The 24354-nt window shown below is 40.1% G+C and carries 20 protein-coding genes; 15 read left to right on the forward strand and 5 right to left on the reverse strand.

All coding sequences use genetic code 11. The annotated features are described in order from the left end of the window. The first annotated feature begins 39 nt into the window (after positions 1-39). The 4 genes from LH29_RS11650 (at position 40) to LH29_RS11665 (ending at position 4646) form a co-directional block, all read left to right on the forward strand. Positions 40-1920 carry a mucoidy inhibitor MuiA family protein gene (locus tag LH29_RS11650; protein WP_052670828.1) on the forward strand — a complete coding sequence of 627 codons (1881 nt, stop codon included), beginning with the start codon at positions 40-42 and terminating at the stop codon, positions 1918-1920. Positions 1921-1961: 41 nt separating this feature from the next. Then, the gene (locus LH29_RS11655; protein WP_045029848.1) at positions 1962-2414 is read left to right on the forward strand and encodes a hypothetical protein; all 453 of its coding nucleotides are present in this window, start codon (positions 1962-1964) and stop codon (positions 2412-2414) included. 26 nt (positions 2415-2440) lie between these two features. Then, a complete protein-coding gene (locus LH29_RS11660; RefSeq protein WP_045029851.1) occupies positions 2441-3061 on the forward strand; it encodes a hypothetical protein in 621 nt (206 codons plus the stop codon). Positions 3062-3140: 79 nt separating this feature from the next. Further along, positions 3141-4646: an alkaline phosphatase D family protein gene (locus tag LH29_RS11665; protein ID WP_082063603.1), complete on the forward strand. Its 1506-nt coding sequence runs from the start codon at positions 3141-3143 to the stop codon at positions 4644-4646. Between the two features lie 15 nt (positions 4647-4661). On the opposite strand, the gene LH29_RS23825 is transcribed toward LH29_RS11665, so the two are convergent. The 3 genes from LH29_RS23825 to LH29_RS11680 form a co-directional block, all read right to left on the reverse strand. Beyond that, on the reverse strand, positions 4662-6209 hold the full coding sequence (locus tag LH29_RS23825) for a basic secretory protein-like protein (protein ID WP_052670829.1): 1548 nt from the start codon (positions 6207-6209) through the stop codon (positions 4662-4664). Positions 6210-6420: 211 nt separating this feature from the next. Beyond that, complete coding sequence (locus LH29_RS11675) at positions 6421-7305, reverse strand: NAD(P)-dependent oxidoreductase (RefSeq protein ID WP_045029853.1); 885 nt, start codon at positions 7303-7305, stop codon at positions 6421-6423. Positions 7306-7775: 470 nt separating this feature from the next. Further along, a complete protein-coding gene (locus LH29_RS11680; RefSeq protein WP_045029855.1) occupies positions 7776-9380 on the reverse strand; it encodes a fumarate hydratase in 1605 nt (534 codons plus the stop codon). Positions 9381-9620: 240 nt separating this feature from the next. On the opposite strand from LH29_RS11680, the gene LH29_RS11690 reads away from it, so the two are divergent. From LH29_RS11690 to LH29_RS11730, 9 genes are all read left to right on the forward strand, one after another. Beyond that, entirely contained in the window at positions 9621-10241 is a 621-nt protein-coding gene (locus LH29_RS11690) for a hypothetical protein (protein WP_045029860.1), read from the forward strand. Beyond that, a complete protein-coding gene (locus LH29_RS11695) occupies positions 10234-10530 on the forward strand; it encodes a winged helix-turn-helix domain-containing protein (RefSeq protein WP_045029861.1) in 297 nt (98 codons plus the stop codon). The genes LH29_RS11690 and LH29_RS11695 overlap by 8 nt, the downstream gene beginning before the upstream one ends. A gap of 102 nt (positions 10531-10632) precedes the next feature. After that, positions 10633-12642, forward strand: coding sequence for a sialate O-acetylesterase (locus LH29_RS11700; RefSeq protein ID WP_045029864.1), 2010 nt, complete (start codon positions 10633-10635; stop codon positions 12640-12642). 93 nt (positions 12643-12735) lie between these two features. Continuing rightward, the gene (locus LH29_RS11705; RefSeq protein ID WP_045029866.1) at positions 12736-15147 is read left to right on the forward strand and encodes a TonB-dependent receptor; all 2412 of its coding nucleotides are present in this window, start codon (positions 12736-12738) and stop codon (positions 15145-15147) included. 133 nt (positions 15148-15280) lie between these two features. Beyond that, positions 15281-16066, forward strand: coding sequence for a PhzF family phenazine biosynthesis protein (locus LH29_RS11710; RefSeq protein WP_045029869.1), 786 nt, complete (start codon positions 15281-15283; stop codon positions 16064-16066). A gap of 155 nt (positions 16067-16221) precedes the next feature. After that, entirely contained in the window at positions 16222-16923 is a 702-nt protein-coding gene (locus LH29_RS11715; protein ID WP_045029872.1) for a class I SAM-dependent methyltransferase, read from the forward strand. A gap of 177 nt (positions 16924-17100) precedes the next feature. Then, on the forward strand, positions 17101-17316 hold the full coding sequence (locus tag LH29_RS11720; protein WP_045029874.1) for a hypothetical protein: 216 nt from the start codon (positions 17101-17103) through the stop codon (positions 17314-17316). A gap of 289 nt (positions 17317-17605) precedes the next feature. Further along, the gene (locus LH29_RS11725; protein WP_052670833.1) at positions 17606-18523 is read left to right on the forward strand and encodes an aldo/keto reductase; all 918 of its coding nucleotides are present in this window, start codon (positions 17606-17608) and stop codon (positions 18521-18523) included. Positions 18524-18696: 173 nt separating this feature from the next. Beyond that, positions 18697-20331: a SulP family inorganic anion transporter gene (locus LH29_RS11730; protein ID WP_045029879.1), complete on the forward strand. Its 1635-nt coding sequence runs from the start codon at positions 18697-18699 to the stop codon at positions 20329-20331. A gap of 2 nt (positions 20332-20333) precedes the next feature. On the opposite strand, the gene LH29_RS11735 is transcribed toward LH29_RS11730, so the two are convergent. Next, positions 20334-21380, reverse strand: a complete 1047-nt coding sequence (locus LH29_RS11735) for a Gfo/Idh/MocA family oxidoreductase (RefSeq protein WP_045029881.1) — start codon at positions 21378-21380, stop codon at positions 20334-20336. 272 nt (positions 21381-21652) lie between these two features. Between LH29_RS11735 and LH29_RS11740 the strand changes: the two genes are divergently transcribed. Both LH29_RS11740 and LH29_RS11745 read left to right on the forward strand, forming a co-directional pair. After that, positions 21653-22375, forward strand: coding sequence for a cytidylate kinase-like family protein (locus tag LH29_RS11740; RefSeq protein ID WP_082063605.1), 723 nt, complete (start codon positions 21653-21655; stop codon positions 22373-22375). 339 nt (positions 22376-22714) lie between these two features. After that, positions 22715-23170, forward strand: a complete 456-nt coding sequence (locus LH29_RS11745) for an RNA recognition motif domain-containing protein (RefSeq protein ID WP_045029886.1) — start codon at positions 22715-22717, stop codon at positions 23168-23170. A 119-nt stretch (positions 23171-23289) separates the two neighbouring features. Here the strand turns inward: LH29_RS11745 and LH29_RS11750 are convergent, their stop codons facing one another. Further along, positions 23290-24285 carry a N(4)-(beta-N-acetylglucosaminyl)-L-asparaginase gene (locus LH29_RS11750; protein WP_045029888.1) on the reverse strand — a complete coding sequence of 332 codons (996 nt, stop codon included), beginning with the start codon at positions 24283-24285 and terminating at the stop codon, positions 23290-23292. Positions 24286-24354: the final 69 nt, after the last annotated feature.

The following is a 24354-nucleotide window of genomic DNA, read 5'->3' on the forward strand; positions in this document are numbered from 1 at the left end:
ATTAATGAAAGTTTTGCATCCTATGAGAAAAATTATATTATGAAAGCAATAACTATTTTACTATTCAGCCTAATCTTCAGCAACCTACTTGCTCAAGAGATTGTAGAAAAAGAAATTAAAACAGAAGTTAATGAAGTAACGGTCTTTATTGACAAAGCACAAGTTACAAGACAAAAAACTGTTGAACTCAACTCTGGAATCACAATTTTAAAATTTATAAACCTATCCCCTTTCATTGACGCAAAAAGTGTTCAGGTTAAAGCAAAAGGAGATGTGACAGTTTTGGCAGTAAATCATCAGCAAAACTTTATTGATAAACTTGAAAAATCGGAAGAAGTAAAAAAAATTGAAGAAAAGCTTGATGACCTAAAGGGTCAAATAAAATTAGAAGAGACCTACCTTTCAATTTTAAAAGAAGAATTGACCTTTTTAAATGACAACCGGATTATCGGGGGGAAAAACAATGAACTAAATATTTCGACACTTAAAGAAGCGTCTGAGTTTTACAGTTCAAAACTAACTGCATTAAAACTCAAAGAAATAGAAAGAAGTAAAACGCTAGAAAATTTAAGAAAACAAAAGAACGAACTTCAAAGCCAATTAAATACATTAACAAGCAAGAAAGAATTTGCATCGGGAGAAATTTTAGTAAAAGTTCAAAGTAAGATAAAAACAAATCCTTCTTTCGAATTATCATACATTGTTGACAATGCAGGATGGTATCCGACATATGATATTCGTGCAAAAACGATAAATGACCCCGTAGAAATTATTTATAAAGCAAATTTAAGACAAGACACTAAAGTTGATTGGAAAAATGTAAAACTTAGCTTTTCTTCTTCAAATCCAAATTCTTCGGGAGTTGCTCCGGAACTTAAAGCTTATTTTCTCGACTATTATAGTTTGCCGCCGGTATACAATAAATCAATAAACTCCGTTGGCGGTCAAGTTGTGGATGAAGAAAATCAGCCATTAATTGGGGTAACGGTAATGGTACCAAAAACAACAATTGGAACTGTAACAGATATGAACGGAAATTATTCAATTACCCTTCCGAATAATGCGGATTATCTAAACTTTTCGTTTGTAGGTTGCGAAAGTCAAACATTGCCAATTACCAGCTCGGTGATTAATGTAAAAATGATTGAGGATGTAGCGGGATTGGAAGAAGTTGTGGTAGTTGGTTATGGAGTTCAGGGAGATGCAGAAGTATCAACACAACTTCAAGGAAGAGTTGCTGGTGTTTCAGTGAATAAAACTAAAAGCAGAGACGCAGAAAGTATTGCAATTCCTTTTGAAAAAACGGAAAATCAAACTTCCATAAATTTTGAAATTTCCACTCCATATACTGTTAATTCAGACAATAAAAACTATTCGGTTGACATGGTAGTGTATCAGGTACCTGCATTCTTCCAATATTATACTGTACCAAAAATTGAAAAAGAAGCTTACTTAATTGCAAATATCACTGACTGGGAAAAATATAATTTATTGGAAGGTGAAGCCAATATTTTTTTCGAGGAAACATTTGTTGGGAAGTCACTTTTGGATGTTCGGTTCGCGTCTGACACTTTGCAACTTTCATTGGGTAAAGACAAAAATGTAATTGTTAACCGGGAAAAAGAAAAAGATTTTGAAACCAGACAATTTATTGGCTCAAAGAAAGAAGAATCAAAATCATGGAAAACAACCATTAAAAACAATAAAAGTCAAGAAATTAATATGGTTGTACTTGACCAGGCTCCGGTATCAAAACTTGAAGAAATTGAAGTAAACATTCAAGATGTTTCAGGCGGTAAGCTAAATAAAGAAAGTGGAGAAGTTAAGTGGGAGTTTACGTTAAAACCAATGGAGAAAAAGGAATTTGATTTAAAATATTCAGTCAAATATCCAAAATCGAGGAATTTGATAATCGAATAAAAACTTCGCATAACTCGTGTGACCGTTAGCACCAATTTAAAATGAAGCAAATAAGTAAAATACTAATAGTATTGTTTCTTGCTGGATGTCAAAGCAAAGTTGAATCCGTCAAGCATGAAAATAAATACGATATTCAAATTTTATATAATCATTACAAAAAGGATAAAACCTTTAATCGAAAATATTTAGACAAGGAATATTTACGCGACGGAAATTTGTATTTAATTTTTGAAAGTTATTTTAATCAAGACACCGTTGAGGTTAAAATCAATGGGAAAAAAGAAATTTCTGAAATTATAAATACAGAGTCTTCTACTGGTGTTGCAAAATCAATAAAACTTAACGACATGGAAACGATTAATAATGTCGGAATTATTGTAAATAATGGGAAAGAAGCTTTTATCGAAATCGATACAATGAATTTCTTTTTAATTACATTTTCCGACTCAATTTTAAAAATTCGAGTTCCTAAAAGCGTTCCATTTTATGACTAATCTGTTGAATCAAGCAAGAAAGATAAGTGAAATGCATTGAAAAAATATATGATGAATTCTATGAGATTGATGTAGAAAATCACTTTGAAATAGTAAAATTCTATGAAAAGAATCAGATGATTTTAGACAACAAATCGAATTTCATAGACTTTGAAGAATTCAATGAACACATACTTATTCTTACAAAATATATTAGTGGTCTGGAGAATTTGGGGCGGTATACAAAGACAATTCAATATGCTGAAAAAAACATATCGTTAATAGAAAATAACATTGATAAATTTAATGTGCCATTTTCTGATTTTGATACTTATTGGAGTACACTAACTAGCAAAGGACGTGCGCATTATAATAATAAAGAATATAAAACATCAATCGAAATATTTGAGAAACTTTGTGAATGGGACAATGAAAATGACTATTTAAAACAATGGCTTGAGGCATCCAAAAAGGGAAAAAGAAACTCTTTAAATAAATACTTTTACTTAACCGCATTCCTATTCATTTTTGGAGAATTGGCATTCAGTGATGGTTTTTTAAGCAAAGAAATAAAATTAATAATGCTAAAAGTCGGTTTTCTTTTCTTACTGGTAGCCTTAGTAAATGAGTACTTCTGGGATAAAATTATTAAATGGACAAAAAAATAATGTACAAACCGTTGTACTTCATTTTGTGGCATCCAGCATATAAAAATTTAACTTTGATAGATAGAAAATAACACAGCCAATGAGATTCATTGAACCAAAGTATCTATTCGTATTTATTACGATGATTTATTTCAGTAATAATTGTTTTTGTCAAAACACTGATCACGTTTCGCCTCGTTATAATGTTACCTTAAAAGAAGCTCATATTGGAAGTTTTGAAATAGATACTATGCTGCTCAATAGTTATGAGACTTTGCCATCAAATATAACGTCATTTTATCTTGATGCCAGGGCTGTATTTGAGAAAAACAAGGTAAATTTTACTGACATACAAATTGTTGAGGCTGCGACAAAAAATAATATAAGATTAATGGGTGGCCCTATGCTGGGTGATGTAAAAGAGAATGGGATAAGTATTTGGTTTCGACCATCAAATGAACTGCCAATCCACATAAAAGTAATTGCCTTGCATAGTAATGAAGAAAATAGTTACACATTAAAACCTGTTGCTGCAGGCAGAGCACAGCGAATCGTAATAAATGATTTGTCTCCTTCAACGAATTATAAATATGTTGTACTATCACAAGATATCAAAATAGCCGAAGGAGCTTTTCAAACAGCACCCAAAACGGATGAAAATACTCCGTTAAGACTAACTTTTGGTTCATGTTTTCATAAAATAGGTCTTCATAATCCCAACCTTATCAACACCATATTAAAAAGAAAAACAAATGCAATGTTGCTTTTGGGTGATATTGCAGTTGATGATAGAGAAAACAATTTTAATATGCACAGTTCTGATTATTTACTCCGTGATGTTTCTCAATCGTGGAAAAAACTCGCTGCTAATGTTGCTCTCTATACGAGCTGGGATGATCATGATTACCTCAATAACGACCTTAGTGGTATTCCTGAAAACTTTACAGAAGAGGAAAGGGAAAAACTCCGGACATTATGGCGACAAAATTGGAACAATCCCCAAAATGACGCAGCAGGAATTTACTTTACTACCCGAATAGGTCAGGTAGAAATAATAATGCTCGATACAAGGTCGTGCCGTAAAATTGAAGAAAGGGGTGAATATGGCTCATATTTGGGGGCGGAACAGCAAGAATGGTTAAAAAGTATTTTGAAAAATTCCACCGCGCCTTTTAAGATTATTTCCAGTGGAACGATGTGGAGCGATTATATTACGAATGGAAAAGATTCATGGGGAACATGGGATACTTTGGCTCGGGAAGAGATTTTCAACCTGATAAAAGAAGAAAATATACCCGGCGTTTTACTGATTAGTGGCGATCGTCACGGTGCCCGTGGTTTTACAATACCAGGAACATCAGGTTTTAAGTTTTATGAATTTGAAGCAGCATCGCTCGGAGGAGTACCCGGACCTCCGGCCATGGCTAACGACACTTCAAATCAATTATTTGGGTATCATGGTGAAGGGTTAAAAGCTTTTGGTGAATTTACTTTTAATACCGAAGAAAATAAACCACAAGTGACGTTTAGATTAATTGATGAATTTGGGAATGTTATGGAAAAACATATTTTGTCATACGATATGTTAACTCCCAAAAAACAATAAGGTAAATTGAAATTATCAGAGTTTAGCAGCAACCAGCTCATTGTCGGCTTGTTTTTTACCGATAAGTTCAATTTCGGCCAATTGTAAAACAGCTCTGCCAAAACGATCTATTCCCTTATGAGTGAGATCAATCCTGTAAATTTTATAGGCAGGAGAATTATCCAAAAGAAATTCCAGTGTTTGTCCGCGATCAGAAAAATTTTCATCAACACGTGTATCGATAGCAGTAAACTCTACTCCATCGTTCGAGCCTTTAAGTACCCAGTCTTTTGGGTCGCGCATGGGCGCATCATTAGCAGATGTTATGGTGTATTTTTCCAGTTGATATACATCCTCCATTTCGAACTGTATCCAGGCGGAGGAATTAAATGTCAGGAATTTTGTGCCCGGGTTATTATCAATACTGTTTTTCACCCCTTCGCCGGATGGCGAGTCGTTGTACTGACAAGTAACTTTGCCGGCTAAATCAGTAATATCCATCGTTGCATATGGATCAATAACCTTAACCAGCTGCTCTAATGAACATGTATCTTTTTTTCCGTTTTGTTCTACTACAAGCGATATGGTATAATCACCCGAATTCGCATAGGATACTACCGGCGACTTTTCAGTGCTTGTAGCAGGTATTCCTCCCTCAAAAGTCCAGTTATAGCTAATTCCATCCTTGATTAATGGTGAAAAAGTAACGGTTTCGTTCTGTAAAATACTAAAGGCCGACGGGTTAAACCACGCTTTTAGGTCTTCTGCATTATCCCAGGGATAAGCGGCCACTTCGTTCTGATAAAGCTTCCATAGCACATCAGCAGACATGCCATACAACTCTTCGGTAACCGCCGATAGCGTCCAGGTTTCATATTCCTCCGCAGTACGATTGATATCTTTTAGAAAGTTATTACTCAGATTTTTATAGATCCACAAATAAAAAAATGCGGTTGTATTATAACCATCGCGGAAAGTTCCTCCCTGTTTCGGAAAACGTTCGGGATTAAAGCCACCTGTATTTAAGCGGCTCAAATCGGCAGTACCTTCTATAAAACCAAAACATTCAGTACCTCCGTTGTAGCCACCGGCATTTTTGGGTTCATTCTGCAAACCATGCGTTATTTCGTGACACAAGACTCCATATATTTCATCACGAGCCACATCCATACCATGCTTATCAATAAAATTAACCAGGTAGTTTAAATCGAAACCAATTTCGATGTGCGGTACACTGCCACCTTTATAAGAAAGTGCTCCCCCATCGTTCAACTTATAAGTGATCTCTTTCAATCCGTGTTTATTTGCCTCTTCCGGTGTGTAATAAAGCTCTTTTGCAATTTCGAGGCAACAATATTGTACCCAATCTTCAATGCCATTATATCCTTGTTTTTCCACCAACGCTAAATACTTCGCTATCCCTTCATGCCCTTCCGCTTCAATTTGAAGTGTCACTTTTGGTGCTTCATATAAATTCCAATCAGCACCAGGTGTCCCCTCGTTCAAATCAGGACCAGATTTACATGCGTTTAAACTCAGAATTACCAGAGTTGTAAAAAGTATTCCAACGATATTATTCTTCATATTGTAATTTGGATAAATAAATTATTTGCTTCTGTGATGTTACGATTAACCAATATCTATAATGCTGCGCTAATATAAGATTTCGGACGAAAAGTCGATTAACAATAATATGAAGTGAACACTTTGTTTCAACAAAATGTCACATTTACAACAGAAAACAGTGCCTTGTAAAATATAATTCCGCCCGGGATACAAGAAAATGGAACGAATATTACAAACCCGATAACTTTTCCAAAGCAAGGGTTAGTGAATGTGTTCCGAGTTTTCCGTGGCCCTGCGCCTGAACAGCCAGGTATAGTTGTTTTACCAGTGCCAGTCCGGGTAACGACAAGCCCATTGCTTCGGCTTCTTTCAGAGCAATCCCCATGTCTTTTATAAAATGCTCCACAAAAAATCCGGGATCGAAATTACGGTTAACAATACGCGGTGCCAGGTTATCGAGTGTCCAGCAACCGGCCGCTCCACCGCTGATTGATGAAAGCATGGTTGGTAAATCAAGACCAGCTTTATGGCCATACAACAAAGCTTCACAAACCCCTATCTTGGTTCCGGCAATGGTAATCTGGTTGCACATTTTTGTATGTTGCCCCGATCCGGCTTCGCCCTGGTAAACAATCTGTTTGCCCATAATTTCGAACAGCGGACAAACTTTATCAAAAGCTTCTTTATCGCCACCGGCCATTATCGACAATGTGCCATTTTTAGCACCAACATCACCACCGGAAACCGGCGCATCAACCGACTGAATACCTTTAGCCCTGGCAGCCTCATAAATTTCAACGGCTAAACTCGGCTCTGTGGTCGTCATATCAACCAAAACAGCACCCGGTTTTGCTTTTGCCAGAATGCCATTTTCGCCAAAGTACACTTCGCGAACGTCTTTCGGAAAGCCCACAATGGTAAAAATAACATCGGAAACTGCTGCAACTTCTGCCGGGCTATCGGCCCATTTTACACCGTTTGCCAGCAAAGCATCTGCCTTACTTTTTGTTCGGGTATAAGTGGTACACTCATATCCGGCTTTATTTAAGTGCCCCAGCATGGATATTCCCATCACTCCGGTGCCAATCCAACCAATTGTAATATCTCTTTTCATTCATGTTTTTTTAAGTATGCCAAAGCTAAAGCTTTCATAACATTGAACAAAATCATTCATTACGCAATAAAGGAAACAATGCTTAATACATAATTTAGAATGAATTAATTTTACACACTACATGCAGAAAATGACTACCTGTTTTGATCTAAGAAAGGTAATTAAATTTCCCGCCTTTAACTCTGATTTCCTAAACCTTACATACAACTTCCCATTAAACAAACTTTATAAAAAGTACCAAATACTCTTTTATAATATGCTCTACAACAGTCCAATTACAATTCCGTATTTTTTAAAGTAAAATATTTATAATTTATATTTGCGGCCAAATCTTTCGCATAGATTTATAAGTGATAACGGAGAGTGGATGCTGACTACTTTCCGTTTTCTTTTAAAAATGCCTCATCCACAGCATAAAAAAACCTCCGGATAAACTCCGAAGGTTTCTGTTATATCGAATCAAATTATTCTTACAATTCTTTAAAGAAATCGTTTCCTTTGTCATCGACGATGATAAAGGCTGGGAAATTCTCCACTTTGATCTTACGAACAGCTTCCATTCCAAGGTCTTCAAAATCGACCACCTCAACAGATTTAATACTGTTTTTGGCCAGAATAGCAGCCGGTCCACCAATCGAACCGAGGTAGAAACCACCATGTTTTTTACAGGCATCGGTAACGGCTTGCGAGCGGTTTCCTTTTGCCAGCATAATCATCGATCCGCCATGGCTTTGGAACTCGTCAACGTACGGGTCCATACGGCCTGCCGTTGTTGGCCCGAAACTACCTGAAGCCATTCCTTTCGGAGTTTTTGCAGGACCTGCATAATACACCGGGTGGTTTTTAAAGTACTCGGGCATTGGTTTGCCTTCGTCGAGCATTTGTTTAATCTGCGCGTGAGCAATATCGCGGGCTACAATTAAAGTACCACTCAGGTTCAAACGGGTTTTTGTTGGGTATTTTGTTAATTCGGCCAATACTTTGTCCATTCCCTGATCCAGGTCGATATCTACAGCCGGACTCATTGCAGGTGCTTTTGCAGGTAAGAATCGAGCCGGATTTTTCTCCAGTTGCTCCAGGAAAATACCGTCTTTGGTAATTTTTGCTTTGATGTTACGGTCGGCACTACAGCTAACACCCAAACCTACCGGGCACGAAGCTGCGTGGCGTGGCAAACGGATAACGCGTACATCGTGTACAAAATATTTTCCACCAAACTGTGCACCTACTCCACTTTCCTGACAGATTTTGGTCACTTTTTCTTCCCACTCCAAATCGCGGAAAGCCTGACCTCCTTCGTTACCTTCGGTTGGTAAATGATCTAAATAACCTGCTGATGCTTTTTTTACCGTCGCCAATGTAGCTTCGGCAGAAGTACCGCCAATTACCAGCGCCAGGTGATACGGAGGACAGGCAGAAGTACCCAGGTCCATTATCTTTTCCTGAACAAATTTGGTAAGGTTTTCTTCGGTCAACAACGATTTGGTTTGCTGATAGAGGTAGGTTTTGTTCCCCGAACCTCCACCTTTTGTTACAAATAAAAATTCGTATTTATTTCCTTGCTCGGCATACAAATCAATTTGTGCAGGCAAGTTTGTTCCGGTGTTCTTTTCTTTGGTCATGGTAAAAGGCACCACCTGCGAATAGCGTAAATTCTTTTCGGCATAGGTCGCGAAAATACCTTTCGACAAGGCTTCTGCATCGTTGGCGCCGGTGTATACATCTTCTCCTTTTTTACCAATTACGATTGCTGTTCCTGTATCCTGGCAAGTTGGCAATTCACCCTCGGCCGAAACAGCCTGGTTCATTAACATGGTGTGTGCTACAAACCTGTCGTTGTCGGTTGCTTCCGGGTCTTCCAGTATTTTGGCCAGTTTTTCAAGGTGCGAAGCACGCAGGTAAAACGAAACGTCGGTAAACGCTTCTTTAGCCAGTTCTTCCAAACCTTTGGGGTCAACTTTTAAAATTTCGCGGCCATCAACTTCAATGGTCGACACATAATCTTTTGTAATACAACGATATTCGGTATCGTCTTTTAAAATTGGAAATGGTTTTTGATATTTAAAATCTGCCATTGTATAATCGGTTAAATTAATTTTCCTTCAAAGATAAAACTATTCGTTTGTTTCTATTTTATTTTAAAGCGAAACCTGAAAAATTTAACCCGAAACATTCGATGTATTTGAATCCAATGATCATTATATGCACACGCAACAACTATTGATTTCAGAATACTTAATCTGACTGGCATTTTTTTGTAGCAATATTTGGTTTGTATTACAAACTTGTTTAATTTTATAAACAAAATAAGTATCATGAGCTCAACTACATCAAACCAGGAAATGAGTGACAACGAAATGTTGAGAACTCTAAAAACGGCTATTGCCACTTCAAAACATTCGTTGTACGAAGATGGGATTCTGCTTATTTTGTGGGGGGCATCATTTACCATTGGATTCTTCCTGCACTATTACAAATCTTCGCACCTTGTGGTTTATTGGGAACGTAATATCATCAATATTTTAAATATTGTAGGAGCCGTATTATTAATCGGTTTTACCATCTATTATCTATTTTTTCGCAAACCAAAATACCGGACATATACAGCCATTTCCACTCGTTATGTCTGGCTGGGGATTATAATTGCCCATAACCTGAACGTAATCGTTACCAAAAGCTTCTTGCAGGAAGTTGATTTTGCACTGCTCCACCCTCTTCAAATGGTGTTGATTGGTTTTGCACTTTTTGTTACAGGTGGAATTTATCGATACAAGTTATTATCAATCAGCGGTGCAGTTATGTGGATTGCGGCAATATTGTGTGCCCGTGAAGAGCTGGCCGACCAGTTTCTGATTCGGGCAATAGCCAACTTTGTTTGTTTTGTAATCCCGGGCGTTTTAATGTATCTGAAAAGTAAAAAGCCGGCACATGTTTAAAAACCTCGATCCTCTTCTTCATTCGCAGGTGCGGTTGGCAATTATGACTATCCTGCTAAATGTAAAGTCGGCCGAGTTTTCGTATTTGCTCGAAAACATTGAAACCACAAAAGGTAACCTGAGTTTTCAGATCGCAAAACTTAAGGAAGGTGGTTACATTAAGGTAAAAAAGTCGTTCCGCAAAAACTATCCCCTCACCACTTTAAGTATCACCCCTAAAGGAATTACGGCCTACGAAAACTATGTAGAAGCCATTTCAGAATATTTCAAAAAATCGGGAAAACTATAGCCCCAGCCAGCCGGTTTATATATAGTTTAAGCTTTAAGCCTATTGAATTGGCTGAATATTTCATTCAATTCATTAGCTTTGAGAAAACGAAAATATATTCAGATGAAGATGAAAATCCACTTGTTATATGTCTTACTTTTTGCCCTTGTTTTTACTGTAAAAGCAGAAGTAAAACTTCCCAAAATATTTAGTTCGAATATGGTGCTTCAGCAAGGAATTGAAATTCCGGTATGGGGCTGGGCAACCGAAGGAGAAGAAATATCTGTTTCACTTCTTGCGCAAAAAACAAAAGTAGATTTTGGTACAGGTGAAAAAACCACCGTGACCATTCTCCTGGCGAATGCTAAGGCCACTACTGATTCGGATGGCAAATGGATGGCCAAACTGCCGGCACAAGAATACGGAGGTCCTTATACCTTGATGATAAAAGGCAAGAACACCATTTCGCTAAAAAATGTAATGATTGGCGAGGTTTGGGTGTGTTCGGGGCAATCGAACATGGAATGGCCGTTGGCACAGGTAAAAAATGCCGATGAAGAAGTAGATGCTGCCGATCATCCCAATATTCGTTTGTTTACGGTACCACGTCGGGTGGCACAATTTCCGGAAGAGGATATTGAAAGTGGCGAATGGATGGAATGCACCCCACAAACGGCCCATAACTTTTCTGCGGTCGGCTATTTCTTTGGCAAAGCTTTAAAGGAAGATCTTGATGTTCCGATCGGACTTATTCACACTTCGTGGGGCGGCACTGTAGCCGAAACATGGACCAGTGCACAAACCATTCAAAACGATTCGGACTTCAGGGAACCGATGATTGAGCTGCAACAAATGAATCTGGAGGAATACAAAAAGAACAAGGAAGCTGAGATAAGAAAAATACTCGGTGGTGAAATTCCAACTGAAGACAAAGGAATGCAAGACGGAAAACCCGTTTGGTCTGATCCGGAGCTAAATGATACCGACTGGAGCAAAATCATAGCTCCCGGATTATGGGAAGAACAAGGTTATATTGACATTGACGGAGTAGCCTGGTACCGAAAAGAACTTGACCTGACAGAAGACCAGACACAAACAAACATGAACCTGCACTTGGGGAAAATCGATGACTCTGATATTACTTTTCTGAATGGTATTGAGATTGGGAAAACCGAAAATCAGTACAATAAAGAACGCGTTTACACCATCGACAAAAAATATTTGAATCCGGGAAAAAACATGATCGTTGTTCGTGTTAACGACACCGGCGGCGGTGGCGGCATATGGGGCGCTCCAGAAGATCAGTACGTGGCAATCGGGCAAGAAAAAATCGATATATCGGGCGACTGGAAATTCAAAATTTCAAAAGCAGTTGTGCAAGATATAAATCTTGGACCCAACTCGTACCCTACCCTCTTATTCAACGGAATGATCAATCCAATTGTACCATTCGGGATAAAAGGTGTTATCTGGTACCAGGGCGAATCAAATGCCGGCCGTGCCAAACAATATCAACGCGTATTTCCGAATTTGATAAACGATTGGCGCGCACAATGGAACCAGGGAGATTTCCCATTTCTGTTTGTGCAGTTGGCCAATTATATGAAACCGGTACAAAATCCGACGGATAGCGAATGGGCAGAATTACGCGAAGCGCAAACCAAAACACTGGAGCTACCAAATACCGGGATGGCATCGGCTATTGATATTGGTGAAGCAGATGATATACATCCGCGCAACAAACAGGATGTTGGGAAACGACTGGCTTTAAATGCTTTTAAAGTGGCTTACGGAAAAGATATTGTATACACCGGCCCAACTTTCGAATCGGTGGAATTTAAAGATGGGAAAGCCTACATTACTTTTTCGGAAACAGGCTCGGGACTGGCCGTGAAAGACAAATACGGTTATGTAAAAGCATTTTCAATTGCGGGAGCCGATCGTCAGTTCTACTGGGCAAAAGCAGAGGTTATTAATAAAAACACGGTGGTTGTTTATTCGTACGCGGTTACCGATCCGGTGGCAGTGCGTTTTGGCTGGGCCAACAATCCCGATGATTTAAACCTTTATAACCTGGAGCTTCTGCCGGCCAATCCTTTCAGAACAGATGACTGGCCGGGAATAACAAAATAAACAGCTCTGCATTGGAAATAAATTATCCCGGCAGCACAATTTATTGAACAATAAAATGTTGATTATAAAACACCTTTGCATAGCTTTGTGTTAATGATGAAAAACTTAACCACTCTATTTCTATTACTGCTAACTCAAATCGTTGCTTTTGCACAAAGTAATAATGCAACGTTAAAAGGAGTTATCACTGATCAGGACGGTGTTCCGATAGATATGGTAAATGTGGTATTAAAAGAATATCCAACCCTTGGAACCACTACAAATGCCAATGGCGAATTTCTGCTTCGCATTCCGGCGCGTAAACAGCTCACGATAATTTTTTCATCGCTGGGCTATCAAACTTTTCAGGATTCGGTTTATGCCAATCGCGAAGAAACGATTATCAAACAGATTACCATGCCGGAAGCCAACCTGGAACTGGCAGAGATAATCGTTAAGGAGCAGCGACGCAACGGCGGAAGTATTGTTAGTCTCGATCCAAAAATCATCAACTCTATTTCGAGTGCTTCTGGAGGTATTGAAGCCGGACTAAAAACATTGCCCGGTGTTTCATCAAATAACGAGTTAAGCTCGCAATACACGGTTCGCGGTGGTAATTTCGACGAAAACCTGGTGTATGTAAACGATGTGGAGGTTTACCGTCCGTTCCTGATTCGCTCAGGGCAACAGGAAGGTTTGAGTTTTATAAACAGCGACATGGTTTCTACCATCGATTTTTCGGCGGGTGGTTTTAATGCCAAATACGGCGATAAAATGTCGTCGGTGCTCGATATCAAATACCGCAGACCCAGCGATTTTAGCGGATCGGCATCGGTTAGCATGCTTGGTGCTTCAGCACATTTTGAAGACGTTGCACTAAACGGAAAGTTATCGCATATTTCAGGAATCCGATACAAAACCAACCGATACATGTTGGGTAGTTTGGATGAACAGGGCGAATACGATCCACGATTTCTTGATTTTCAAACCTATATAACTTACCAGTTTAACGAAAAATTCGACCTCTCGTTTTTGGGTAACGTAGCACAAAACCAATACAATTTTATTCCGCAAACCCGCGAAACAACTTTTGGTACTTGGCAAAATCCGCTAAACACCAAAATATATTTTGACGGACAGGAACAGGATGATTTTCAAACTTACCTGGGCGCTGTTACCGCTAATTATCATCCCAATGCCAACCTGAACCTGAAGTTTATTGCATCGGCCTACCATGCACAGGAAAAAGAGACTTACGATATTCAGGGGCAATACTATTTAAACCAGCTGGAGCGAAATATGGGTTCGGATGAATTTGGCGACAGCACGCTGAATTTGGGTGTTGGTACATTTATCAATCATGCACGAAACAGTCTGGATGCAACCGTTTACAGTTTTTCGCACAAAGGAGCCTTTAACTCGGAGAAACACCTGGTAAACTGGGGAATTAAATTTCAGCACGAAAAAATAAACGACGAGCTAAACGAGTGGATTTACCGCGATTCTGCCGGTTATTCCATTCCATATTCCGATAGCCAGGTCAGGTTATTTTATACGCTTAATGCCAAAAACAAGATAAGTTCGAACCGTGTAACCGGATTCATTCAGGACAGTTGGAGCGTGCCCACCGCAAATGGCGATTTGTATTTAACAGGCGGAGTGCGTTTTAATTATTGGGATTTTAATAATGAGTTGCTGGTGAGTCCGCGAGCCACATTAAGCTACTTCCCCGAGTGGGAGAAAAAAATGTCGTTCCGTTTATCGGCGGGCTGGTATCATCAGTCGCCCTTTTTTAAGGAGCTGAAACAAAGCGACGGTTATATAAATTACAACTCAAAAGCGCAACGTTCGTTTCAGGTTGTTGGTGGCACCGACCTGCTGTTTACCGCCTGGGACCGACCGTTTCGTTTTACCTCCGAGGCCTACTACAAACACATGAACCGCCTGATTCCTTACCAAATAGATAATGTTCGTATACGTTACCTGGCCGAAGAAGAAGCCACTGGTTATGCCACCGGGGTTGATTTTAAAATTAACGGCGAGTTTGTGAGCGGACTGCAATCATGGGCCAGTTTGTCGTTCCTGCAAACCGAAGAAGATATTAAAGGTGACGGACATGGAATGATTCCACGCCCTACCGATCAGTGGATGAATTTTAGTTTGTTTTTCCAGGATTATTTACCGGGAAATCCATCATACAAAATGCAATTGTCGGGTTTTTACGGGGCCCGCCTGCCCACCGGCCCACCAAATGGCGAGCGCTACCAGGATGTTTTTCGTATGCCGCCTTACCGCCGCATCGATCTTGGATTTTCAAAAGTATTTATAAGCCGGGCAAACCGCTCCAACAGCCCATTTTTCAGGCATATTACCGATTTATCGTTAAGCCTCGAGGTATTTAACCTACTGGATATCAACAATACCATCTCGTATTTCTGGGTATCGAGCATTTATGGCGACCAGTATGCGGTGCCGAATTATCTTACATCCCGCAAATTCAACCTAAAACTCACTGTAAAATTCTAACGCACAGCAACATATTAAATTTATTACATAATGTAATGTTTAAGCAACATTAAAACTTTGACGTACAACGTGTTTGTTATGAACTATTGTAGCCAATCGGTTAACTTTGCCTTGCAACTTAATTCGTTACTCTATGAACCTAACAGTATACCAGGTTGATGCCTTTGCCGAGAAGATTTTTGAAGGAAATCCCGCAGCCGTTATTCCGCTGAATGATGAGTGGCTTCCGGATGAGATTATGCAAAAACTGGCCATGGAAAACAACCTTTCGGAAACAGCATTTTTTATTATAAAAGACGACTGTTACCATATTCGCTGGTTTACTCCTGAAGCCGAGGTCGATCTTTGTGGTCATGCTACGCTGGCTACTTCGCATGTTCTGTTTCAGCATTTAAATTATACTGCCGATAGCATCTGTTTTCAGTCGAGAAGCGGTAAACTCAGCGTAAAAAAAGAAGGCGATTTGCTGGTACTGAACTTTCCGGCATCAGAAGTAGAGGCCAAATATATTCCCACCGGGTTAAAAACGGCGTTTGGCATCCATCCGCAGGAATGTTTTAAAGGACGCGAAGACCTGATGCTGGTATTTAAAAATGAAAACGACATTGCCAACCTCGAGCCCGATTTCACAAAAATGCTGGAAGCCACCTCGCGGGGAATAATCTGCACAGCCAAATCGGAGAAATACGATTTTGTATCGCGCTTTTTTGCCCCAGCGGTAGGCATTAATGAAGACCCGGTAACCGGGTCGGCGCACACCATGCTTATTCCATACTGGTCGGCTCGACTGGATAAACAAAACCTGCTGGCAAAACAGATATCGAAAAGAGGTGGAGTACTGCATTGTAAACAACTGGGAGATCGTGTTGAGATTGGCGGCAAAGCAGTAACTTACCTTGTTGGAACCATTAGCATTTAACCACTTAATTCCTTTGGTTAAAACTTTGAATGATGCACCAAAACCTTACACAAATTAATTTTTAGGGAGGTGTGGGTTAACTTAAAGGAAAGTCATATATTTTTGCAGAAGATAAAAAACACAATAGCACTCATATTCAATATTTATATTAAAAGATGAACGATCCGATTGGCCTGGCCATTAAAGAATATTTGGAACGGGGTAAAGCGCCTCAAATTCACGTAGATTCGAATTACACTGAAGGCGAAACCATTGCCCCGTCGTATTTTTTCCGCAACGAAAAAGAACTGCCCAAAATCGAAAAAGTTGCTCTGAAAAATTGCAAAGGCCGCATATTGGATATTGGTGCAGCAGCCGGATGTCATTCATTAATTCTGCAAAAAAAAGGCTACAGTGTTACCGCACTTGAAAAATCGGAAGCTTCAGTTGAAGTGATGCGTAAACAGGGCATTGTTAAAGTGGTTCATGCCGATATTTTTGAATACAGCGAAGAACAATACAATACCATTTTGCTGCTGATGAACGGTACGGGAATCGGCGGAACAATTGAAGGATTGAAAAAACTTTTGACCCACCTCAAAAGCCTTCTGTTGGAAGGGGGCCAGATTTTAATCGACTCGTCGGATATAAAATACCTTTTTGAAGAAGAAGACGGATCGGAATGGGTTGATATTGCCAATAATAACTACTATGGCGAAATGCAGTACAAAGTGAGTTTCAGGAAAGAAGAGGCGCAGTTCGACTGGCTTTTTATCGATTTCAACACCCTTCAACTTGTTGCCAACGAAACAGGCTATAATTGTACTCTGCTGGAAAAAGGTACTCATCACGATTACCTGGCCCAACTGAAAGTTTAAAAGCTCGCAAATACAACGAGATTTCTCCGGTTCGGCACAAACCGATAATCGATCGAGGAGGTCCTTTCGCAGAGCTTATTATGTTGTTGGCAGAGTAAAACAGCTCATTCACAGATATAATTTCGGTATTTACTGACGTTTACATAATTTGGTGTTCGAATTAAAACAGAAAACACCATGAAAGCTCTTATCCTCATCTCCTCAATTTTTTACATTCTCGGATTGAAAATCAGCAATAAAATCGATCTGGTTAAAAAATCGAACCCGGTGGAAAAGATTATTACCCACAAAGTAAAAGCTGCTGAAACCGAAGAAAATGCTTGTTTTGAAGCAGAAGCTAAAAAAGATGCCCCGGAAAAAGAAAAAACACCCATTAAAGAAAGTATGGAATAATACGAATTGTATTTCAGTATGAGCCTTTAGCGAAATGGTGAAATTACAATCGTTAATGCCGATTGAAAGAATTAAGGCTCAATTTGATTCCACATCAGTATAACATCCTCCTCATAGAAATAAAAAACAGCGCACAAACAGGAAATCAATTAATGGTTTCCTGTTTTGTTTTTTGTACTTTAGGCCATACCAAATTAAAACTGCAATGAAACTGTTGCCACTAAAACATTTGCTTTCAACAATTTCGTTCGCTTACTGTTTTTAATTTAAATGACTAAAAAATATCCTTATGGCCAACTTTCAAATGAATCGACGGAAATTTATCGGAGCGCTTAGTGCGGGTACTGCACATGTTTTGTTTTCGAATCCAATTTATGCCGCGAATATTCCGGCGCGGAGTCACGATCCTTTTCAGTTGATTGAGTTGGGAAACTCGGGGATAAAAACCACGCTGCTGGGTATGGGTACCGGAGTACATGCCAGCAACCGTAGCAGTTTCCTTACCAAACAGGATAAAAACACCAGCATCGATCTGTTGCACCATGCATACGACAAAGGAATCCGTTATTTTGATTTGGCCGATACTTATGGCACACACGGGCTTTTTGCCGAAGCGATGACAAAAATGAACCGGGAAGATCTGACGCTTACCACAAAAATATGGACACGTCCGGGTGGCATTCCCGAAAAAGAACGCCCCGATGCCAATGTTGTGGTAGACCGTTTCCGTAAAGAACTGAAGACCGATTACATCGATTTGGTGCAAATTCATTGTATGGTTGACGAGGACTGGACAGAAACCTTAAAACCTCAAATGGAAATTCTTTCGAACCTGAAAGCAAAAGGAATTATAAAAGCTCATGGCGTTTCGGTGCACTCGCTCGATGCCATGAAAGATGCAGTTAAAAGCCCCTGGGTTGATGTGTTGCATGCACGGATTAATCCTTACGGAATTGCAATGGACAAACCCGATCCGCAGGAAGTGGTAGAAGTTATTCAGCAATTGCACCAGTCGGGAAAAGGCATTATTGGTATGAAACTAGTTGGCAACGGGCAATTACGCGACGACAGCACAAAAATTGACAACGCATTGCGCTTTGTTCTTGGTTTGGGGTGTGTTGACCTGATGCTTGTTGGCTTCGAGACAAAAGACCAGGTTGATAATTACATTTCGCGAATGGAAACCCAATTAAAGAACCTCTACTAATCGTTTCTGCTGCATGGTCAGGAAATCAGGCAATTGACAGGCCAATGTTAAAATAAACACATTTCGTAACAGGTTGATTTACTGACAATAGCAAATTCAATCAAATTTTCAACTTAAGCTCAGAACAATGAGGCGGTAATCAATGTAATTTTGCCCAAAATTTCATCCGCATCATGAATTCAATTTTTAAGCCCAAACTATTTACGATTTTAAAAAATGGCATCAGTAAAAAACAAATTACTTCAGATGTACTGGCCGGAGTTGTTGTTGGGATTGTTGCTCTCCCGCTGGCTATTGCTTTTGCTGTTGCTTCGGGCGTTTCGCCCGAAAAAGGACTGATAACCGCTGTTGTTGCCGGTTTTCTTATATCGTTTTTAGGTGGCAGCCGCGTGCAGATTGGCGGCCCAACGGGTGCATTTATCGTAATTGTTTACGGAATCGTTCATCAATACGGCGTTAACGGACTTATTATTTCCACCGTTTTGGCCGGCGTTATCCTTATTCTTTTTGGATTGCTAAAACTGGGGACTTTGTTAAAATTTATCCCCCACCCGCTTATTGTTGGTTTTACCAGCGGTATTGCCTTGGTCATTTTTTCTACCCAAATAAAAGATGCGTTGGGATTAACCATTACCGATCTGCCATCGGGTTTTCTGGAAAAGTGGCAAATTTACCTTAGCAACCTGGGCAGTGTTAACGTTGCAGCCTTACTTGTAACACTGGCAACCATAGCCGTAACACTCATCAGCGGAAAATTTGTAAAAAAAATACCCGGATCGTTTCTGGCCATCATTGCTGTTACACTGGTTGTTCAGCTTTTTAAACTACCTGTTGCAACTATCGAGACCTATTTTGGCGAAATCAGCAATACCATTCATTTTACCATTCCGCAAATTCGCTTGAACGATTTACAGAACTACCTTGAACCGGCCCTCACCATTGCCTTGCTCGGAGGTATTGAATCGTTACTCTCTGCAGTGGTTGCCGATGGTATGATAAGCGGGAAACACCGCTCGAATACCGAATTAATTGCGCAGGGAATTGCCAATGTGGTTACACCGTTTTTTGGCGGTATTCCGGCAACCGGAGCAATTGCACGAACGGCAACCAACGTAAAAAACGGCGGACGCACACCTATTGCCGGTATTGCACATGCCATTACCTTGCTGCTGATTATGCTGTTTTTGGGAAAATGGGCCAAATTGATTCCCATGTCGTGCCTGGCCGGAATTTTAATAATTGTAGCCTATAACATGAGCGAATGGCGCTCGTTTGTATCCATTCTGAAAGGTTCGGTATTCGATATAATTGTATTGCTTACCACCTTCATTTTAACCGTGCTGGTTGATTTAACGGTTGCCATTGAGGTTGGCGTGGTGCTGTCGGCCATCCTGTTTATGAAACGTATGTCGGACATTAGCGAAAAACGTATAAATAACATTGTCGACACCGACGTAATTGAAGACTACTCGCAGCTGCCAAAAGGTGTTTCGGTTTACGAAATAAGCGGCCCCTTGTTTTTTGCTTCGGCACGCCGTTATTCCGAGGTTATTCAGGAAATCGGAGAAAACTGCAACACGCTGATTTTGCGTATGCGCCATGTTTCTTTCATCGATGAAACGGGAATGAAAAATCTGCAGAGTTCACTTAAAATCCTTCAGAACAAGGGGGTAAAAGTGATTCTGTCGGGTGTTTCTTCGCAGCTAAAAACCGACTTACAAAAACGACTCAGCCCTAAAGTTATTGATTACATTAAAATGGAAGATTCGTTTGAAAAAGCACTTGACTCTGCGAAGGTTACTACCTAATCCTAAAGTATTACCGTTCTTCTATCTTTATTGCTTAACAGGCAGGCCTCCAATATTTTTAATACTTCCAGTGCTTCGGCCGGATCAACCGGTAAGGCTTTGTTGTTTCTGATTGCTTTATACAACTTATCGTAAAAAATGCGGTAATCACCGGGTATGGTTTCAACCAGTTCTTCCACGTGCTCGTCGTCTTCGGTGTAAACCAGTGTTCCCCACCAATCGACTTCTTCTTTTCCCCATTCGTCACCTTTGGGCAAATTTTCGGCTTTTAACAGCTCCTCCTGGCCGTCAATTCCCCACTTTTTAAATGTACCGTACTCTCCGTTTAAAGTATATCTTGGTCCGGGATCCATTACCAGGTACGAACATTTTAACAAGGCCGAAAAACCTTCATAATCCAACCTGATTTCGTAATAATCGGCCACTTTCCCGCCGGTTCGCACTGTTTTTAAATGTGCTGTAACCGCTTGCGGCTTTCCAAATAATACGTAGGCCTGGTCAACCATATGCGATCCGAGGTTATACAAAACACCACAATATTCATCGCCTTCTTCTTTCCATGTGTCGGGTGTAATTTCGGTGCGGTAACGGTCGTAATGCGATTCAAATTCTACCAACCGGCCAAACCGTGCTTCCTTTATTACTTTCTGTACTGTTCTAAAATCACCATCCCACCGGCGGTTCTGGAAAACCGTAAATACCAAACCTTTTGCTTGTGCCAGCTCAATCAGCTCCTGTAATTCCGCGCTCCGCAAGGTTGCCGGTTTTTCAACCACCACGTGTTTACCGGCTTCAAGCGCCTGTTTCACCATGGTATAATGTAACTGATCAGGCGTGTTAACAACTACCAGTTCAACCTCGGTATCGGTTAAAATATCGTCGTAACTTTTTACAATCGTTGCATCGGGAAACAGCTCTTTCGATAAGCTTTTCGAACGTTCCAACACCAATTTTACTTTGAAATTCGGATTTACTTTCAACAAGGGGCCGTGAAACACCTTACCCGACATACCAAAAGAAGCTAAAGCCACCGTAACCTGATTTTTCATGCTTTACATTGTATGATATTACTACTAGCAAAATTCTTGTCAATAAAAATACAGAAATAAGTTTCCCTCACAAAAGTTGCTGAATAACATTCGCCAAACAGGGTATTGTATAACACATTAGCTTCTATTCCACAAAATTTGATTGTAAATTGGTCTGATAAACTAAACTAACATCCCGGTTATGAAACGGACAGCTCTATTTATTGCTCCAAAAATCGTATCGAGGGTTCAAATTCATCTCCAACAGCTAAAAACTAACAATCCTAAATCATATGAAAAATTTTCTGAATAGCTATCTTAATGAATCGAAATGTATTAACCTCGAATCAGGTGATTATCCCGGACCTTTTCTCACTATTTCGCGGCAAGCGGGGTGCTCGGCAAAGCGTCTCGCCATTAAGCTTTCAAAAATACTGACCGGCTACAGTTACATGTCGGAAACGAAAACCGATGTGGAGTGGAAATATGTGGATAAAGGTGTTTTTTTAGGTGTTGTTGATGAAATGATAGAGGAACTAAAATCAGGGGATTTTGAAGATGCCGAAGAATCGATAGTATTTCTGAAGGAGGTTGGCCGTGCCTTTTCGGATGAAACAATTTACGATATTTCGGACGATCGGTTGATTGCGGCCTTAAAAGGAATTATTTGCCGGCTGGCCTACCACGGACGTACAATTATCGTTGGGCGTTCGTCGGGAGCTATTTTAAAAGACATACCCAACAAGCTAAACATCAGGCTTGAAGCTCCTGCCGACTGGCGAATTAACCGAATAATGCAGATTAAAGACATGACCCGGCTGGAGGCCGCAGAATACATTACTTTGGCCGATAAAAAGCGAGACGCCTTTATTGAAAAGATCATTGGCCGTAAAGCTGAAAACGATGATTTTGATGTGATTTTTAATTATGCCTCAATGGAAGACGACCAGATAGTTGATGCCGTAATTAACATATTACGAAACAAAAAAATTATCGCTCCTCATTACGAATTCTAACAAATTTATTATTTTAGCTTACAAGAAGTAACGAAAAAAACCTTCCGAAAACCGGAAGAAATTAATTTAAATCTCACCTTACCAGGGCCTTTCTTCGGAGAGGCTTTGTTTTTTGAATATTTTTTGAGATTTTAATAAAAAAAACAAGGTTTTTATTGTGATAATCTAATAATTAGTCCGTTACTTTGATATAAGATTTTAATTCGCACTTCACCTGTTTTTGTGATTTTCCGTTTTAACGTCTGACGCGTTCTTTATACTTAACAATAATTTTTTAAGAATAACGCGGCATAATGCCGCAAATTTTTACATTTATACATTTATATTTTTCTATTTTTTATGAATTTATTTGTTGCAAAGTTAGACTCATCGATTACTGGTGACTACTTAAATGAGCTGTTCTCTGCACACGGAGAAGTAGCGTCTGCCAAAGTTATTTTTGACAGAGAAACGGGAAACTCAAAATGTTTTGGTTTTGTTGAAATGCCAAACGACGAAGAAGCTAATGCAGCGATTGCTGCACTTAATGATGCTGAAATTGAAGGAAAACAAATCGTAGTTAAAGAAGCAAATGCTCCACAAGAGCGTCCACGTCGTGATTTTAATCGCGGTGGCGGCGGTGGTGGCTACAACCGCGGTGGCGGTGGTGGTTACAACCGTGGCGGCGGCGGTGGCGACCGCAGAGGCGGTGGCGGTGGATACGATCGTCGCGGTGGCGGCGGTGGTGGCGACCGCAGAGGCGGTGGCGGTGGCGGATACGATCGTCGTGGTGGCGGCGGTGGCGACCGTTGGTAAGCTATCCGAAAGATATTTAAAAGAAGGTGTTCGATTTTTGAACACCTTTTTTTATGAGCTATTAACTCCGAATAAATATTCTCCCTGGTTTTGAAAAGAGAGCAAACACCTGAAAAATTCTATAATTTCTTTAGCCAGGCTTCAGCCTCTATCAATTCGGTTTGGTCAGCCGTTTTAACAGCATAGTTAAAACCGGGCTGGATACAAAACGATCCATACTCGCCTTTTGTATTCAAAGCAATGTAACCAATTTGATGACTTTGATAATCGGGAATCTTTTTGGCGATACGACGAACGGCCTCCTCGCAAGCCCTGTCGGGCGACATGCCGCTACGCATTAATTCAACCACTAAAAACGAACCAAGCGTTTTCATTACCAGTTCACCCGATCCGGTAGCTGTTGCACCTCCCACTTCGCCATCAACAAACAAACCGGCACCAATAATAGGCGAGTCGCCTACCCTGCCGGGCATTTTATAGCCCATTCCACTGGTAGTACAAGCACCTGAAATACGCCCATCTTCATCGAGTGCCAGCATGCCAATGGTATCGTGGTTATCCTCGGTAACATTCTCAATATTGATCTTATTACTGAATTCCTTATTTTCCTTTTTCCACTTCTTCCATTCCTTTTTACGGGCTTTGGTTAACAGCTTTTCTTTTTCAAAACCATTTTCGAGTGCAAAATCCAAAGCTCCTTTTCCGCTCAGCATTACATGCGGCGTTTTTTCCATTACCAGGCGAGCTACCGAAACAGGATGCACAATGTCTTGCAAATACGTTACACTTCCTGCACGCCCTTTCTCATCCATAATACAGGCGTCGAGGGTTACTTTTCCGCTGGCATCCGGAATTCCGCCTTTTCCTACGGTAATTACATTCGGATCGCCTTCGGGAACGCGCACTCCCGCTTCCACTGCGTCAAGCGAATGTCCTCCTTTCGACAATATTTCCCAGGCAGCCTCATTGGCAGGCATACCATGATTCCATGTTGAGATTACAACGGGATATTTAATTGTTGTCTGAAAAACCGAATTTGAAAATGCTTTTGTGGCAACACCGGCACCGGCAAGCGTTAACGAACTTTTCGCTAAAAAGGAACGTCGGGAAATCATAATCCAATACTTTTTAAATTTTTTTCAAAAGTAAAGAAAATAAATTCCAAAACTCAGTTCAATACCTAA

The sequence above is a fragment of the Draconibacterium sediminis genome, from assembly GCF_000949475.1.
Classification (GTDB): Bacteria; Bacteroidota; Bacteroidia; order Bacteroidales; family Prolixibacteraceae; genus Draconibacterium; species Draconibacterium sediminis.

Bases quoted from the DNA above. Each gene is read 5' to 3' on its own strand.
- LH29_RS11650 (WP_052670828.1), top strand. From the start codon at position 40: ATGAAAGCAATAACTATTTTACTATTCAGCCTAATCTTCAGCAACCTA.
- LH29_RS11655 (WP_045029848.1), top strand. From the start codon at position 1,962: ATGAAGCAAATAAGTAAAATACTAATAGTATTGTTTCTTGCTGGATGT.
- LH29_RS11665 (WP_082063603.1), top strand. From the start codon at position 3,141: ATGAGATTCATTGAACCAAAGTATCTATTCGTATTTATTACGATGATT.
- LH29_RS23825 (WP_052670829.1), bottom strand. From the start codon at position 6,209: ATGAAGAATAATATCGTTGGAATACTTTTTACAACTCTGGTAATTCTG.
- LH29_RS11675 (WP_045029853.1), bottom strand. From the start codon at position 7,305: ATGAAAAGAGATATTACAATTGGTTGGATTGGCACCGGAGTGATGGGA.
- LH29_RS11680 (WP_045029855.1), bottom strand. From the start codon at position 9,380: ATGGCAGATTTTAAATATCAAAAACCATTTCCAATTTTAAAAGACGAT.
- LH29_RS11690 (WP_045029860.1), top strand. From the start codon at position 9,621: ATGAGCTCAACTACATCAAACCAGGAAATGAGTGACAACGAAATGTTG.
- LH29_RS11695 (WP_045029861.1), top strand. From the start codon at position 10,234: ATGTTTAAAAACCTCGATCCTCTTCTTCATTCGCAGGTGCGGTTGGCA.
- LH29_RS11700 (WP_045029864.1), top strand. From the start codon at position 10,633: ATGAAGATGAAAATCCACTTGTTATATGTCTTACTTTTTGCCCTTGTT.
- LH29_RS11705 (WP_045029866.1), top strand. From the start codon at position 12,736: ATGATGAAAAACTTAACCACTCTATTTCTATTACTGCTAACTCAAATC.
- LH29_RS11710 (WP_045029869.1), top strand. From the start codon at position 15,281: ATGAACCTAACAGTATACCAGGTTGATGCCTTTGCCGAGAAGATTTTT.
- LH29_RS11715 (WP_045029872.1), top strand. From the start codon at position 16,222: ATGAACGATCCGATTGGCCTGGCCATTAAAGAATATTTGGAACGGGGT.
- LH29_RS11720 (WP_045029874.1), top strand. From the start codon at position 17,101: ATGAAAGCTCTTATCCTCATCTCCTCAATTTTTTACATTCTCGGATTG.
- LH29_RS11725 (WP_052670833.1), top strand. From the start codon at position 17,606: ATGGCCAACTTTCAAATGAATCGACGGAAATTTATCGGAGCGCTTAGT.
- LH29_RS11730 (WP_045029879.1), top strand. From the start codon at position 18,697: ATGAATTCAATTTTTAAGCCCAAACTATTTACGATTTTAAAAAATGGC.
- LH29_RS11735 (WP_045029881.1), bottom strand. From the start codon at position 21,380: ATGAAAAATCAGGTTACGGTGGCTTTAGCTTCTTTTGGTATGTCGGGT.
- LH29_RS11740 (WP_082063605.1), top strand. From the start codon at position 21,653: ATGAAAAATTTTCTGAATAGCTATCTTAATGAATCGAAATGTATTAAC.
- LH29_RS11745 (WP_045029886.1), top strand. From the start codon at position 22,715: ATGAATTTATTTGTTGCAAAGTTAGACTCATCGATTACTGGTGACTAC.
- LH29_RS11750 (WP_045029888.1), bottom strand. From the start codon at position 24,285: ATGATTTCCCGACGTTCCTTTTTAGCGAAAAGTTCGTTAACGCTTGCC.